Source organism: Photorhabdus temperata, assembly GCF_025384845.1.
In the GTDB taxonomy this organism is placed as follows: domain Bacteria; phylum Pseudomonadota; class Gammaproteobacteria; order Enterobacterales; family Enterobacteriaceae; genus Photorhabdus; species Photorhabdus temperata.
In genome coordinates, this window is record NZ_JAJAFX010000034.1 from 43,522 (window position 1) to 59,783 (window position 16,262).

At 44.3% G+C, this 16,262-nt stretch carries 11 protein-coding genes; 5 read left to right on the top strand and 6 right to left on the bottom strand.

Translation table 11 applies throughout. From position 1 onward, the window contains the following. Positions 1-56 precede the first annotated feature (56 nt). On the bottom strand, positions 57-2,399 hold the full coding sequence (arcB, locus tag LGZ99_RS14495; protein WP_021323583.1) for an aerobic respiration two-component sensor histidine kinase ArcB: 2,343 nt from the start codon (positions 2,397-2,399) through the stop codon (positions 57-59). Between the two features lie 745 nt (positions 2,400-3,144). Between arcB and gltB the strand changes: the two genes are divergently transcribed. From gltB to LGZ99_RS14510, 3 genes are all read left to right on the top strand, one after another. Next, complete coding sequence (gene gltB / locus LGZ99_RS14500; protein WP_036840314.1) at positions 3,145-7,602, top strand: glutamate synthase large subunit; 4,458 nt, start codon at positions 3,145-3,147, stop codon at positions 7,600-7,602. 9 nt (positions 7,603-7,611) lie between these two features. After that, entirely contained in the window at positions 7,612-9,030 is a 1,419-nt protein-coding gene (locus tag LGZ99_RS14505; protein ID WP_036840311.1) for a glutamate synthase small subunit, read from the top strand. A 226-nt stretch (positions 9,031-9,256) separates the two neighbouring features. Next, positions 9,257-9,769, top strand: coding sequence for a hypothetical protein (locus LGZ99_RS14510; protein WP_023044335.1), 513 nt, complete (start codon positions 9,257-9,259; stop codon positions 9,767-9,769). A 56-nt stretch (positions 9,770-9,825) separates the two neighbouring features. On the opposite strand, the gene sspB is transcribed toward LGZ99_RS14510, so the two are convergent. From sspB to zapE, 5 genes are all read right to left on the bottom strand, one after another. After that, positions 9,826-10,335, bottom strand: a complete 510-nt coding sequence (sspB, locus tag LGZ99_RS14515; protein ID WP_021323580.1) for a ClpXP protease specificity-enhancing factor — start codon at positions 10,333-10,335, stop codon at positions 9,826-9,828. Between the two features lie 3 nt (positions 10,336-10,338). Beyond that, positions 10,339-10,980 carry a stringent starvation protein SspA gene (gene sspA / locus LGZ99_RS14520; RefSeq protein ID WP_021323579.1) on the bottom strand — a complete coding sequence of 214 codons (642 nt, stop codon included), beginning with the start codon at positions 10,978-10,980 and terminating at the stop codon, positions 10,339-10,341. Between the two features lie 290 nt (positions 10,981-11,270). Beyond that, entirely contained in the window at positions 11,271-11,663 is a 393-nt protein-coding gene (gene rpsI, locus LGZ99_RS14525; RefSeq protein ID WP_021323578.1) for a 30S ribosomal protein S9, read from the bottom strand. 15 nt (positions 11,664-11,678) lie between these two features. Next, positions 11,679-12,107, bottom strand: a complete 429-nt coding sequence (gene rplM / locus LGZ99_RS14530; protein WP_011148147.1) for a 50S ribosomal protein L13 — start codon at positions 12,105-12,107, stop codon at positions 11,679-11,681. Positions 12,108-12,360: 253 nt separating this feature from the next. Continuing rightward, positions 12,361-13,491: a cell division protein ZapE gene (gene zapE / locus LGZ99_RS14535; protein WP_262979249.1), complete on the bottom strand. Its 1,131-nt coding sequence runs from the start codon at positions 13,489-13,491 to the stop codon at positions 12,361-12,363. Positions 13,492-13,711: 220 nt separating this feature from the next. Between zapE and zapG the strand changes: the two genes are divergently transcribed. Both zapG and degQ read left to right on the top strand, forming a co-directional pair. After that, positions 13,712-14,116: a Z-ring associated protein ZapG gene (zapG, locus tag LGZ99_RS14540; RefSeq protein ID WP_021323576.1), complete on the top strand. Its 405-nt coding sequence runs from the start codon at positions 13,712-13,714 to the stop codon at positions 14,114-14,116. Between the two features lie 242 nt (positions 14,117-14,358). Continuing rightward, positions 14,359-15,735: a serine endoprotease DegQ gene (gene degQ, locus LGZ99_RS14545; RefSeq protein ID WP_036840306.1), complete on the top strand. Its 1,377-nt coding sequence runs from the start codon at positions 14,359-14,361 to the stop codon at positions 15,733-15,735. Positions 15,736-16,262 lie beyond the last annotated feature (527 nt).

Here is a 16,262-nt window from a genome sequence, read left to right on the forward strand (position 1 = left end):
TAAAAAGTTTTCCCTGGTGTTGGCGCAGTATTCGCGCACCCCAACCTCGGTTGGGGTTATTTTTTTTCAGCGCCTGCCAACCATTCCCTTAAAATTTCCGTATCGTTTCTCCATTCTTGCTTTAACTCATCAACCCATTCCTGAACATTGTCCCACCATGCAGGTAAATCAGGTGATTGAATCTGTTGAGCCAATTGTTGTAAATGACGTAATCCAACCGACCCCGCCGCACCTTTTATCTTATGTGCTTCCTCGGTGATGCCTTTCTGGTCTTTAGCTGTCATGTTCGACTCCAGCACAGACAGGTATCCCGGCATCATCTTCTCAAACACATTCAGGCTATCGCGAATCAATTGAGGTCCAACCAGCTCGATGTACTGATTAAGCATTTCTGTATCAAGTAAATCTTCATCTTTCATCAATCCTGACTCCTCTTCTTCCGGCTTCATATGATGCACAGACTGTTCTCCCCAGAATTGTTCAATAATGGCAGTTAAGGCATTCACAGACAGCGGTTTACTCAGCACGCCATTCATGCCCGCATCCAGATACTCTTTTTTGTCCTTTAAGACATTTGCGGTCAGCGCAATAAGTGGGGGCAGATCCTTTTTGGCGTATCGCTTACGTAATTCCCGGGAGATGTCTAATCCGGTCATATCAGGCAACTGAATATCAAGCAGTACCAGATCGAACTCCCCTGGCTTGAACACCTCCAGAGCATCCTTACCATTCATCACGACTTCTACGCTGTTACCCAGTTTTTCCAATACTGAACGAGCAACGATCACATTCAGCTCAATATCTTCTACCAGCAAAATATGCAAAGCGGGAAGTGGGCAATCTTCTGTCTCTTCTTTGCATGGCAGGCTCTCTTCCATAGCAGGAGCAATAATAGAGAGTGTAAATCGAGAACCTTGTCCCGGCTCACTTTCCACCAAAATATCGCCTCCCATACTTTGAGCTAAACGTTTGGATACCGCCAGCCCAATACCGGTTCCCGTTGCCGGACAACCGCCATGACTGCCTTTCACCTGATAATACATCGCAAAGATCTTATCTTGTTCATCAAGTGGAATACCAATCCCCGTATCCGTGACTTCAAACAACAAGCGTTCACCCTTTTCATACCAGATTCGAACATTAATCTCGCCTTTTTGAGTAAATTTCACTGCATTGCCAATTAAGTTCCACAGAATTTGGCGCAAGCGGGTACCATCTGTCATGATTCTGGCAGGTAATGGCAGTTCGGGGTCCATCACAAATTTAATCCCTTTCGGCTGCACCAACAGCCCGGAGAGGTTTTCCAGATCGGACATAAAACCGGTAAAATCAATGGGCTGATTATCAAGCTGTACTTTACGCCGCTCAATTTTGTCCATTTCAATAATGTCATTAAAAATATTGCCAAGCGTGATAGCACTGACATGAATCGTTTTCAGATATTTATTTTGTTCAGAGGTCAGTTCAGTATCGAGCAGAATACGACTCAAACCAACAATGCCATTTAAAGGCGTACGAAGCTCATGACTAATCGTTGAGATAAAAGTTGTCTTATCCCTGCTCGCATTCTCCAAAGCGTCCTGATAACGCTTACGCTCCGTTATATCGCGCCCAAACCCCATAAGCCCGTGTCTTTTCCCTACCCGATCATAAAAAGGGACTTTCCGAAGTTCAAAACAGGCTTTTCGGCCATCGGGATAAACCAGCCATTGTTCATAAGTTAAAGCAACATTATGACGGAATACTTTTTCGTCCGTTTTCATCACCTTGCGGGCAACTTCTTTGTCATAAACATCGTTTGGTGTTAGCCCGACAAGTTGTTTCTGGCTTTTACCCGTCAGCAATTCCATCGCCCGGTTACAACCAGAGAACTCATTATCTTCATTACGGTAATAGACCAAATCAGGAGAAGCATCGAGAAAAGACTTCAGTAATACAGATTGCTGTTCCAATTCAATCTGAGTCTGCTCACGGTGCTTCATCTCTTCTTTTAGTTTATCCAACAATATCAGATGCGCCTGTTCAGCTTTTTCTCTTTCTGAGATCTCCTGATTCAGCTTAATAATGTTGTCTTTTAATTGCTGATTAAGTTCCCGATCACGCTGACGCATCACTTCTAATTTTTCAACTAATTTGGATAATCGTTGGCGGGATTCTTCAAGCTGTTCAACCACAACCGAAAGGAAATAGACTGCCCAGGGAGTAATCAACAAACCAAAGAAAATTGAGCGAACTAAATCAATACTTTGTACTCCTCCCTGAAGCAGAAAAGTGACGACCATCTGTACACCCATAGCAAGAACAACTAACGCGGATGCAAGCAGTAATGAGAAGCGAACTAACCCCAATTTCATCATTAAATCAACATAATATTGGGCCAGGCCCCTAAGCAGCTTCATTTCATAAAGACTCCCGTTAAATATGACCAATCCAAATCATACCGTAAAAAGCCCGCTACTTCGTTGAAGGAATACAGAAATTGTTGCTCGGGTAAAATAATAGTATTATTTAACAGTTTTGATTATGACTTCCCAAACAATATTCTGGCTTTTTACCCCTGCCGGTCTTTTCGCACAATCCAAGCATGAATAAATAATCAAATCCATTGACAAAATAAGCATAAAATTCTTTTTCACTCGGTTGATAACCACAAAAAGATAAAACTTTATTCTTATAAAGAAATAAAAATATATATTAATTCTATTTAGTTTATATTTATCGGAATTTAAATCCAACAAACAAACATTTAACAGTATATATAAAACAGATATTACACTAATATTAGTGATATAACTCACATTAAAATCCTAACATGATCTATATCACACAACTTTTATATTAATTTTTTCATTTATGAATCATGCAATTAACTCTATTTTTTGCCTGTATTTATCTTATCCCGGCTATATTTGACCTGATCTGCATTTCTCGTTAACTTGGGAAGTCACTAGAAATCATCCGTCAGATCCTCATCTGAACCATAATTATGCAGTGACATAATACTATTTCCGTACCGCCTGTTCATAGTCAATAGACAGGTGGCGGTTGATTGAGGGCGCAATTCAGACGCCTGTAAAAATATTAATCTCACAAATTTCTGTGAGTTTCTGTGAGAGTCGGACAGGACCTGGGGAGGTTCACACTATGCTGTATAACAAATCTCAAGAAAAGGATAACTGTGGCTTTGGACTGATAGCCCATATTGAAGGGGAGCCAAGCCACAAAGTAGTACGTACCGCTATCCATGCACTGGCACGAATGCAACATCGTGGCGCAATCCTGGCAGATGGTAAAACCGGCGATGGTTGCGGTTTATTGCTGCAAAAACCCGACCGTTTTTTTCGGATGGTTGCACAAGAGCACGAATGGCGTTTAGCCCGCAATTACGCAGTCGGTATGCTATTTCTCAGCCAGGACCCTCAGATTGCTCAAAATTGCCGGGAAATAGTCGAACAGGAGCTGCAAAATGAAACACTGTCAGTCGTTGGCTGGCGTGAAGTACCGACCAACAGTGATATTCTGGGCGAAATAGCCCTTTCCAGCCTCCCCCGTATCGAACAGGTTTTTGTTAATGCTCCTGCGGGTTGGCGTGCCCGTGATTTAGAACGCCGTTTATTCGTTGCCCGCCGCCGGATAGAAAAACGCATCAGCGACAGTGACTTTTATGTTTGTAGTTTGTCCAATCTGGTCACTATCTATAAAGGTCTGTGCATGGCGGCAGATTTGCCCCGTTTCTATCCTGATCTGGCTGATTTACGCTTGGAATCAGCAATCTGCCTGTTCCACCAGCGTTTCTCAACCAATACCGTACCACGTTGGCCATTGGCCCAGCCTTTCCGCTATCTCGCTCATAATGGTGAAATAAATACCATCACCGGTAACCGCCAGTGGGCACGGGCAAGAGCCTATAAATTCAAAACCCCGCTTATCCCTGATCTGCAATCCGCCGCTCCTTTTGTCAACGAAACAGGATCAGACTCCAGCTCACTGGATAATATGCTGGAGCTGTTTCTCAATGGCGGAATGGATTTAATCCGTGCTATGCGGTTGCTGGTCCCGCCTGCATGGCAGAACAATCCTGATATGGATGAAGATCTGCGCGCTTTCTTTGATTTCAACTCTATGCACATGGAACCCTGGGATGGTCCTGCCGGTATCGTCATGTCAGATGGCCGCTATGCTGCCTGTAATCTGGATCGTAATGGTTTACGCCCGGCACGCTATGTCATCACTAAAGACAAACTGATCACTTGTGCTTCCGAAGTCGGCATCTGGGATTATCAGCCCGACGAAGTAGTAGAAAAGGGACGAGTCGGCCCTGGCGAACTGATGGTGATTGATACCCGCCAAGGCCGTATCCTGCATGCAGAAGAAACAGATAATGACCTGAAAAGCCGCCATCCCTATAAAGAATGGATGGATAAAAACGTCAAGCGCCTGATCCCATTTGAAGAATTACTGGAAGATAGGGCGGGTCACCGGGATCTGAACGATCAATCACTGGCGGTTTATCAAAAACAATTTGCCTACAGTAATGAAGAACTGGATCAAATTATCCGGGTCCTGGGAGAGAATGGTCAGGAAGCGACGGGGTCAATGGGTGATGATACGCCGTTTGCTGTACTTTCCAGCCGCCCACGGATTATTTATGACTATTTCCGTCAGCAATTCGCTCAAGTCACTAATCCACCAATTGATCCACTACGCGAAGCGCACGTTATGTCTCTCACCACCTGCATTGGACGGGAGATGAACGTATTTTGTGAAGCTGAAGGACAGGCACATCGGTTAAGTTTTAAATCCCCTATTCTGCTCTACTCTGATTTTCATCAATTAACAACACAACAGAGTCCGCACTATCGTGCAGAACGTTTAGACTTAACTTTCAATCCGCAGGAAACTCATCTGCAAAATGCGCTGTTTGTATTATGTGACCAGGCTGAACAACTCGCCAGAGATGGTGCAGTATTACTGGTATTATCTGACCGCAATATTACGCCGGAGAAGTTACCCATACCGGCTCCTATGGCTGTCGGGGCCATTCAGCACCGTTTGGTAGAAAAAAGCCTGCGCTGTGATACCAACCTGATAGTAGAAACCGCGAGTGCCCGTGATCCGCATCACTTCACTGTGCTGCTGGGGTTTGGTGCAACCGCTATCTATCCCTATCTGGCTTACGAATCACTGGCCAAAATGGTCGATAATGGCACGATTAATAAACCCTATGCTGATGTCATGCTCAACTACCGCAATGGCATCAATAAAGGGCTATATAAAATCATGTCGAAAATGGGCATCTCAACTATCGCCTCCTATCGTTGCTCTAAACTGTTTGAAGCTGTCGGCTTACATTCTGAATTAACTGAGCTTTGCTTCAATGGTGTTGTCAGCCGGATTGGTGGTGCCAACTTCAGCGATTTTGAACAGGATCTGCGAAACTTATCCAAGCGAGCATGGCTTCCCCGCCATCCAGTTGATCAGGGAGGGTTACTGAAATATGTGCATAATGGCGAATACCACGCTTATAACCCGGATGTCATCAGCACGCTACAATCGGCGGTTCACAGTGGCGAATACAGCGATTATTTGAAATATAGCCGTTTGGTTAATCAGCGCCCAGTAACCACAATCCGTGATTTGCTGGCGATAAAGACAAAAGATGAATCTATCCCCATTGAAGAAGTAGAACCCGCCGAAGCGCTGTTTAAACGCTTTGATACCGCCGCAATGTCGATTGGCGCATTAAGCCCTGAAGCACACGAAGCTCTGGCAGAAGCAATGAATACACTGGGTGGTTTTTCCAACTCTGGTGAAGGCGGAGAAGATCCTGCACGTTATGGAACAAAAAAAGTCTCCCGCATCAAGCAAGTTGCTTCCGGCCGATTCGGTGTGACACCCGCTTATCTGGTCAACGCTGATGTGATTCAGGTTAAAGTGGCCCAAGGTGCTAAACCTGGAGAAGGCGGGCAATTACCGGGTGATAAAGTCACACCGTATATTGCAAAACTACGTTATTCCGTACCAGGCGTAACACTGATTTCTCCACCACCGCATCACGACATTTACTCTATTGAAGATCTGGCTCAGTTGATTTTCGATCTAAAACAGATCAATCCCAATGCACTGATCTCAGTAAAACTGGTTTCAGAGCCAGGCGTTGGTACTGTTGCAACGGGTGTTGCCAAGGCTTATGCCGATTTAATTACTATCGCAGGTTATGATGGCGGTACGGGTGCCAGCCCATTGTCATCGGTGAAATATGCCGGATGCCCCTGGGAATTGGGATTAGTGGAAACCCAACAAGCTCTGGTTGCCAATGGGTTGCGCCATAAGATCCGCTTACAGGTAGATGGCGGATTGAAAACAGGCGTGGACATTATCAAAGCAGCCATTCTTGGTGCTGAAAGTTTCGGTTTCGGCACCGGCCCCATGGTTGCCCTTGGATGCAAATATCTGCGCATCTGCCACCTGAATAACTGTGCGACCGGTGTTGCAACGCAAGATGAGAAATTACGTCGCGACCATTACCACGGATTGCCTGAGCGGGTAATGAATTACTTCCGTTTTATCGCCCGTGAAACCAGAGAGATCATGGCGGAATTAGGAGTCAAAAATCTCACTGACTTAATAGGCCGAACTGAACTGCTGGAAGTATTGGAAGGTATTTCAGCAAAACAGAGCAAATTAAATCTTGAGCCGCTCTTGGCAACAGCTGAACCCCATCAGGGCAAAACATTATATTGCACTGAAAATAACCCGCCATTTGATAATGGCACATTGAATAAAAACTTATTAGCTCAAGCCTCCAGTTATATTGAGAGCCAACAAAGTAAAACCTTCTATTTTGATATCCGTAATACCGATCGTTCAGTCGGGGCTTCTCTTTCCGGCTTTATCGCTGCCCGCTATGGTAATCAGGGCGTCGCGGCTACTCCAATAAAAATTCATTTTAATGGTACTGCCGGCCAAAGTTTTGGTGTCTGGAATGCTGGTGGCCTGGAGCTGACACTTATCGGTGATGCCAATGATTATGTTGGTAAAGGTATGGCCGGTGGCCGCATCGTAATACACCCTCCTGTCGGTTCTGCCTTCAAAAGCCATCAGGCAACCATCATTGGCAACACATGTCTGTATGGAGCAACTGGAGGCAATCTGTACGCCGCTGGACGTGCCGGAGAACGCTTCGCTGTTCGCAATTCAGGTGCTATTACCGTTGTAGAAGGTATCGGAGATAATGGCTGTGAATATATGACAGGCGGTATCGTCTGTATTCTCGGACGCACCGGAATAAACTTTGGTGCAGGAATGACCGGCGGCTTTGCCTATGTTCTGGATGAAAATGATGATTTCCGCAAACGGGTTAACCCAGAGCTGGTGGAAGTACTGGCAGTAGAGGCCTTAGCTATCCACGAAGAACATTTGAGAGGACTTATCACTGAACACGTTCTCCTGACCGGCTCCCAGCGCGGTGAAGATATTCTTGCTAACTGGCAACAGTGGTTGAGCAAATTTGCACTTGTGAAACCCAAATCCAGTGATGTGAAAGCCCTGCTGGGACATCGCAGTCGTTCTTCCGCAGAGTTGCGAATTCAAGCGCAATAAGGAGCCCAGATGAGCCAGAATGTATATCAATTTATCGACTTACAACGCGTCGATCCGCCTAAAAAGCCGCTGAAGATCCGCAAAATAGAATTTGTGGAAATCTATGAGTCATTTTCAGCAATTCAGGCACAAACCCAGGCAGATCGCTGCCTTTCCTGTGGTAATCCTTATTGCGAATGGAAATGTCCTGTCCATAATTACATTCCCAATTGGCTTAAACTTGCCAATGAAGGGCGCATTATGGAAGCCGCTGATTTATCCCATCAGACAAACAGCCTGCCGGAAGTTTGCGGCCGTGTTTGTCCACAGGATCGCCTTTGTGAAGGCGCCTGTACCCTGAATGATGAGTTTGGTGCCGTCACTATTGGTAACATCGAACGCTACATCAACGATAAAGCGATTGCGATGGGCTGGAAGCCCGATATGTCACAAGTTCAGCCAACAGGTAAACAAGTTGCGATTATTGGTGCAGGCCCCGCAGGGCTGGCCTGTGCTGATGTATTAGCCCGTAATGGCGTACAAGCAGTCGTTTTTGATCGCCACCCGGAAATAGGCGGATTACTCACTTTTGGCATACCTGCGTTTAAACTGGAAAAAGAGGTGATGATACGCCGACGTAAAATTTTCTCTGAGATGGGAATTGAATTCCGGCTCAATATTGAAATAGGCAAAGATATCGCCCTATCTGAACTGACAGAGCAGTTTGATGCCATATTTCTTGGTGTAGGAACCTATCAGTCAATGCGCGGGGGGCTGGTAAATGAAGATGCTGATGGCGTTTATGATGCTCTGCCATTTCTGATTGCCAATACCCGACACTTGATGGGGTATTCCCCCCTGCAATCACAGCCTTTCATTGATATGCAGGGTAAACGGGTCGTAGTTCTCGGTGGTGGCGATACGGCGATGGATTGCGTCAGAACGTCTATTCGCCAAAAAGCGGCTTCAGTTACCTGTGCTTACCGCCGTGACGAAGTTAACATGCCAGGCTCCCGCCGCGAGGTGAAAAATGCCAGGGAAGAAGGTGTAGAATTTCTGTTTAATCTGCAACCTCTCAGCATTGAAATCAACAGTTCAGGTCAAGTTTGTGGCATAAAAATGGTACGGACCCAATTAGGTAAACCTGATGAAAATGGACGCCGCCAGGCTGAAATTATCACCGGCTCCGAACATCTGCTCGAAGCTGACGCCGTGATTATGGCATTTGGTTTTAAACCACATACAATGAGCTGGTTAAATGATCATCAAATAGCGCTGGATAAACAGGGGCGTATCGTTGCACCTGAGTTCTCAGACATACCGTTTCAGACCAGCAATCCTCAGATATTTGCTGGCGGAGACGCCGTTCGCGGTTCAGATCTGGTTGTAACCGCAATTGCCGAAGGGCGTAAAGCTGCACAGGGCATTCTCGACCACCTCAAGATCTAATCAACAAAGGGAGCTTTCCAGCTCCCAAACCTTCCTATTATCATCTCGATAATTTATATTAGCTGGACTATCTTTATATAAAGAGTGAATGTATTTAATGAACATTCCGGACTTACTGCTGTCATAATTAACATTTAGCTATATTTCATCTTGTTATAGTGGATTTTACCAACTACCCGGTTCAGATAGCACTGTACTTATTCAACTATAAACTCTGGAAATATTAATGAAATTAATTAAATCTCTAATTTTGTTGTCTTTGGCGTTACTTACTGGTACTAGTCTTCCGGTGCTTGCGCTGTCACGAAACATTACACCCGATAATATTAATAAAGAGATTATGAATAGAGGTATCAACTCTGTCGTTGCAGAATTAGGGGAAACAGGAGCCAGACAAGAAATCACTCACAAAATTACTACTGGTGACCGTGACTGGATAAAACTGGCTTTTAAATTAACTCAAAGTATACATCTGGATTTTTCCAAAGAGATGCGTTACGCACTCTCTATGGCATTAATTAATAATCCCGTTGATGTCCTTGCTACTGCCGATAAAGAAAACAACATATTATTAGCTGATATCTGTACAATCCCGCCAGAACTTGAAACTAGAGATAATAAAATAGAGTTTGTCAATAAAGTCAGAAAGAGCTTAGGGTCTATCACAGACTACGAAGCTAAAGGCAGGGTAGAAGAATGTTTCTGGGAGCTAGAGAAAGCCTACAATGTGGAATTTTAATCAATAAATTTGAAAAAATAAGGAGGCAACTTGCCCCCTTTTTAGCGCTTATTTTACTACTTTACTACCCGTAAAGCAGGACGCCCTTTTGTCGGTTTTGGTGGCTCATCCTCGGGTGAAGCTCCACTATTATCTTCAGCATCGCGGAGAGTATCCGTAACTAATACCAGGTTATCTGCCGCAGAAGCGCCAGCTTTATCATGCCCTGAAGTGGGCTCAAAAAGATATTCATCTTTATAAGTTGCTTCAGGCTCAAACATCATTCCTGCCCCATTTTCATGGCTATAAATAGCGATAACCGCCACCATTGGTACATTAATTTGACGGGGCATACCGCCAAAACGGGCATTGAAGCGTACTTCATCATTGGTTAGCTCAAGATTACCAACAGCTCTCGGCGCGATATTCAGCACAATTTGCCCATCACGGGCATATTCCATTGGTACATTTACTCCACATAAAGTCACGTCTACAACCAGATATGGAGTCATATTATTATCTAGTAACCACTCATAATGAGCACGCAACAAATAAGGGCGACGAGGAGACATTTGAGACAGCTCCATAAATCAGTTCCTGGATTGCAAGCGCATTTCACGTTCAGCTTCGGTTAATGAAGCCAGGAATGCATCACGTTCAAAGACACGCTGCATGTAAATTTGTAAATCTTTGGTACCAGAACTCGGCAACTCTATACCCAGTTCAGGTAAACGCCATAGTAAAGGGGCAAGATAGCAATCAACCAAACTGAATTCTTCACTCATAAAGAATGGCATCTCTTTAAATATTGGCGCTACTGCCAGCAATTCTTCTGCTAATCGTTTACGGGCAGCATTGGCTTCCTGAGAATTACCTTTCTCAATAGTGTGCATCAGGGAATACCAATCTTTCTCAATGCGGTGCATCATCAAACGACTGGAACCACGGGCAACCGGATACACTGGCATTAATGGCGGATGAGGAAAGCGCTCATCGAGATATTCCATAATGATGCGGGAATCATACAGCGTCAGCTCACGGTCAACCAAAGTCGGAACTGTCTGATAAGGGTTCAGATCGATAAGGTCCTGTGGCAAATTACCTGCCTCAACCTGTTCAACTTCAACACTGACACCTTTTTCCGCCAGTACAATTCGCACTTGATGGCTAAAAATGTCGGCCGGGCCTGAAAACAGAGTCATTACCGAACGTTTGTTGGCAGCGACAGCCATGAAAACCTCCAAGTTTATCTAAAAAAGGAATGAATAGTCCCACGCTATAGCGACTATTCCTACTCATTCATTCTCACCCCTTATGTTTCTGCGCCACAGCGGTGAATACGGCATGCGCTACTCGACACAATGGCTATCGTTCAGATAGTAGGCAGATAAATGGATGAGGCAAAAATTGGCACTAGTTTACCAGATTTTGTACATTTTGGGGGAAGTGTATGGATAATTAAGTAAAAAACCCGCCATAAAGACGGGTTTGAACATTAAGTAATTGCCATAAAGACAAAAAATTAACGTTTGGAGAATTGTGGACGGCGACGTGCTTTACGCAGACCAACTTTCTTACGTTCAACTTCACGAGCATCGCGGGTAACAAAGCCAGCTTTACGAAGATCAGAACGCAGAGTTTCGTCGTATGCCATCAGTGCACGGGTGATACCGTGACGGATTGCGCCTGCCTGACCAGAAATACCACCACCTTTAACGGTGATGTACAGATCCAGTTTGTCCAACATATCAACCAGCTCAAGTGGCTGACGAACAACCATGCGTGCTGTTTCGCGGCCAAAATAAACTTCGAGGCTACGTTGGTTGATTACGATGTTACCGCTACCTGGCTTAATAAAGACACGTGCGGAAGAGCTTTTGCGGCGACCAGTGCCGTAGTATTGATTTTCAGCCATTGCCTATGATCCCGATTAAATGTCCAGAACTTGCGGTTGCTGTGCCGCATGGTTGTGCTCGCTACCTGCGTAAACTTTCAGTTTACGGTACATTGCACGGCCCAGTGGCCCTTTTGGCAGCATGCCTTTAACCGCGATTTCAATTACACGCTCAGGACGGCGGGCAATCATCTCTTCAAAGGTCGCTTGCTTGATACCACCGATATGACCAGTGTGGTGATAATAGATCTTATCAGAACGCTTGTTACCGGTTACAGCAACTTTTTCTGCGTTAACAATGATGATGTAATCACCGGTATCAACGTGCGGAGTGTATTCCGCTTTATGCTTGCCGCGTAGACGACGAGCCACTTCAGTTGCAAGACGGCCTAAAGTTTTGCCATCTGCGTCAACAACATACCAGTCGCGTTTTACGGTTTCTGGTTTAGCTGTAAAAGTTTTCATTAAAGCTTACCCAATAATAAGTTACACGTTGGTGAACACTCAAGGTTCAAAAACTGCTGAGGTTCACACGACTCTTGTCCAGCAAACCTACCCCTTCGAATAGCCTATGCCGGCACTATGCAAGTTTTTGGGAAAAAAAACATTGCTGTAACGTGGGGTCGCAAGATTATAGAGAAGTCACAAATAAAAATCGACCCCAATTTGAATTATTTAAAATCAACTTTAGTCCGAAATATACAGAATAAGCGCAAGATTAAGGCAAATGAGGTAATTTCAGGTATTCTTCGCTTTGCATTTCCTGCAAACGAGACAAGCAACGCCGGTATTCGAAAGTCAGCAAAACCCCTTGGTAAATCTGTTCCATCGGCACCGCGGCATTAATTATCAGTTTTACCCGACGCTCGTAGAATTCATCAACCAGCGCCAGGAAACGTCGGGCGGCATTTTCATTACCAGGCATTATCGCTGGAACCTGATATAACAAAACGGTGTGATAAAGTTTTGATAAAACAATGTAGTCCACCTGACTACGGGCATCTTCACACAAGACTTTAAATCCAATTGCCAATACCCCATCGGCGCTGCGAATTGCCGGCATCTGCCGATGATTAATTTCCAACACCGGGGCTTGCTCACTGCTTTTACCAACCAAACGGATAAATATTCGATCCATAGCCCGTTCGTTATTCTCATTCAGCGGTGTGAAATAGAGATGAGCCTGTGTCAAAGTACGCAGCCGGTAATCAATACCTGAATCCACATTCATTACGTCACAATATTTTTTAATCTGCTCAATAGCAGGTAAAAAACGAGCTCGCTGTAAACCATTACGGTAGAGCTCATCAGGAGGAATATTGGACGTTGCAATCAACGTGATCCCCCTGACAAACAGAGCTTCCAACAATGTACCAAGGATCATGGCATCCGTAATATCAGAAACAAAGAACTCATCAAAACAGAGCACATCGGTTTCTGCTTTAAAACCATCCGCCACAATATCCAGCGGATCCGCATGCCCCTGTAACACCTTTAATTCTTCATGCACCCGCAGCATAAAGCGATGAAAATGCAAACGCAGTTTTCTTTCACCCGGCAAACTCTGGTAAAACATATCCATTAACCACGTTTTTCCTCTGCCAACACCCCCCCACATATAGAGCCCTTGAACAGGTGTACAGGTCGTTGAAGTCTGCTTGCCTAATAGTTTATTCAGGCGCTCTTTCAAGCTTTTTCGCTTCGCTGGATTGCTGGGAGAAGTATTAATCAGGGCGTAGTGAATAACATCCAATTGAGCGACGACACGACGTTGGATATCATCTGGCTGGTATTCCCCCTTAGAAAGGGCTTTCTGATAGAATGACGAAGGGATAATCAATGATGGCATGACAAAAAAATCCTTAAAAAATAATTGCCCGTTTTTTATCGTTTTTATGATTCAGATTGACCTTATCACCGGATCAATTGTCTACAATAAGGTTCAAAATAAGGTCTACAAACAATATGTAAATCATGATCAATATTCCACTCTAGCTAGATTAACGGTTATAGTGACGATAATTAAGTGAAACATTCTGCTGAACAACGATGTTGATGAAGGAGTAGCTATGACTTGGGAGTATGCACTGATTGGATTAGTAGTTGGTTTTGTTATTGGAGCGCTGGTTATGCGCTTTGGGAACACTAAGCTGCGCCAGCAGGGAGCCTTACAAACTGAACTGGAGAATAATAGATCAGAACTGGAAGAGTATCGTAAAGAATTAGTCGGCCATTTTGCCCACAGCGCAGAATTACTCGATAATATGGCCCGCGATTATCGTCAGTTGTATCAGCATATGGTCAAAAGCTCCCACGAGCTGATGCCGAATATGCCAGTACAAGAAAATCCATTCAATTATCGACTAACTGAATCAGAAGCAGATAATGATCAGGCTCCGGTTAAAATGCCGCCAAAAGATTACTCTGATGGCGCCTCCGGCCTGTTCCGCCCGATTAATGAAAAAAACCAGTAAATATTTCTGCTGTGGCATGTTTTGTGCCACAGCATTAATTCCAAATGCAAGATCTGTTCTTTCACCTGCAAAAAGTTTTGTTTTTTTATCCTTCAATCATGTAAATCCCTGTAAAAAATCGTGCAAAGTCTGTTTGCCAGATGAACTTTACTTAATAATTAACAGTCATAGAGTAATCATGGCAACTTGCCCGAATTAACTTATTAGCCTTCTGGCTTAGATATACAAGAGAACGAAATTAGATGAAAAGAAAAAACTTATTCCTTAGTGCGTTAGCAATCAGTATTGGGTTATCCATAGCTTCCGTTCCTGCTATCAGTAGCGCTGCATTGCCCGCTGCTATTGCCGGTCAGGAGTTGCCAAGCCTTGCACCGATGCTTGAAAAAGTATTGCCGGCAGTTGTCAGCGTGCATGTTTCCGGTACTCAGGTACAACAGGAGCAGAGTATACCTGAAGAGTTCAGGTTCTTCTTTGGCCCAAATCTGCCAATGGGCCGTGAAAGTACCCGCCCATTTCAGGGGCTTGGCTCAGGTGTCATCATTGACGCCGCCAAAGGTTATATATTGACCAACAATCACGTTATTGAGAATGCGGATAAAATCCGTGTACAACTGAACGATGGGCGTGAATATGAAGCTAAACTGCTAGGTCGCGACGCTCAAACTGATATCGCCTTGCTGCAACTGAAAGATGCCAAGAATTTAACGGCAATCACAATAGCCGATTCCGACAAGCTCCGGGTTGGTGATTTTGCTGTCGCGGTGGGTAATCCATTCGGTCTTGGTCAAACTGCAACCTCGGGAATTATCTCGGCGTTAGGACGCAGCGGTCTGAATCTGGAAGGGTTAGAAAATTTTATCCAAACCGATGCCTCTATAAACCGTGGTAACTCCGGTGGTGCACTGGTTAATCTAAACGGCGAATTAATTGGTATCAACACAGCAATTCTGGCGCCAGGTGGCGGTAATATCGGTATCGGCTTTGCCATCCCAAGTAATATGGCAAAAACCCTGAGTGAGCAGCTTATCGCTCATGGTGAAGTCAAACGCGGTATTCTCGGTATCAAAGGTACTGAAATGAACGCCGATATCGCCAAAGCATTCAATATTGATGCCCAGCGCGGTGCATTTGTCAGTGAAGTATTGCCAAAATCTGCGGCAGCGAAAGCAGGCATTAAATCCGGTGATATTCTGGTTTCTGTTGATGGTAAGAAGATCAATAGTTTTGCTGAACTGAAAGCCAAAATTGGTACGACTGTACCAGGTAAAGAAATTAAAATTGGCTTATTGCGTAAAGGCAAACCAATGGAAGTTTCCGTTATTCTGGAAAACAGTGAAGGTCAAACCACTAAAGCTGGAAACCTAACGCTTGCTCTGCAAGGCGCAACTCTGAGCAATGGTGAAGTGAAAGGGAATTTCGGTGTGAAAATCGACAGTGTCATGCAAAACTCACCTGCGGCAATGTCTGGTTTACAGAAAAGTGACCTGATTGTTGGGATCAATAATGAACGGGTACAGAACATTAACGAACTGCGCAAAGTTATTGATTCTAAACCTCCGGTAATAGCGCTGAACATTCTTCGCGGTGACGAAAGTATCTATCTGTTACTGAGAAATTAATACGTTTAGGTTGAAAAACGCGATCTAACTCCAGCATAAGACACAGCATAATGCAGTGTCTTATGCAAAAGGAGAATTCATTTAATGAATAGCGCTCATTGAGCAGTTTTTGTAAACCTAATGGTTTCTTCGATTTTCTGTATTTGATTTTCTAGGTTTAAAACCAGAGAGGATAAATAGGTATGCTGATGGCCGGGCAGGACTCCTCTTTGCCCAGAAAGCAACCAATAGGCTTTGATAGCTTAATCGTATTTTTTTGATCTCCAGTTGATTTGTTTTTAACAAAACTGCGGAAGTCTCCCCCTAAACGCGGAAGTTAAAAGAACTGGGGTTGGATGCAAGGAGAGAGCACATCCAACCTTATCGCGATTTTCTGGCATTTAATATATCTCATTCCCCATTGTCAGGATTAAAGAACCTTATCTTGATCACATTTTATACTATCCATTCAGACAGATAAATAATCCCGCATTAGAATAGTTTGCTTATGTCACTATCAAATTATCAATATTTTCTATGGAAAGATT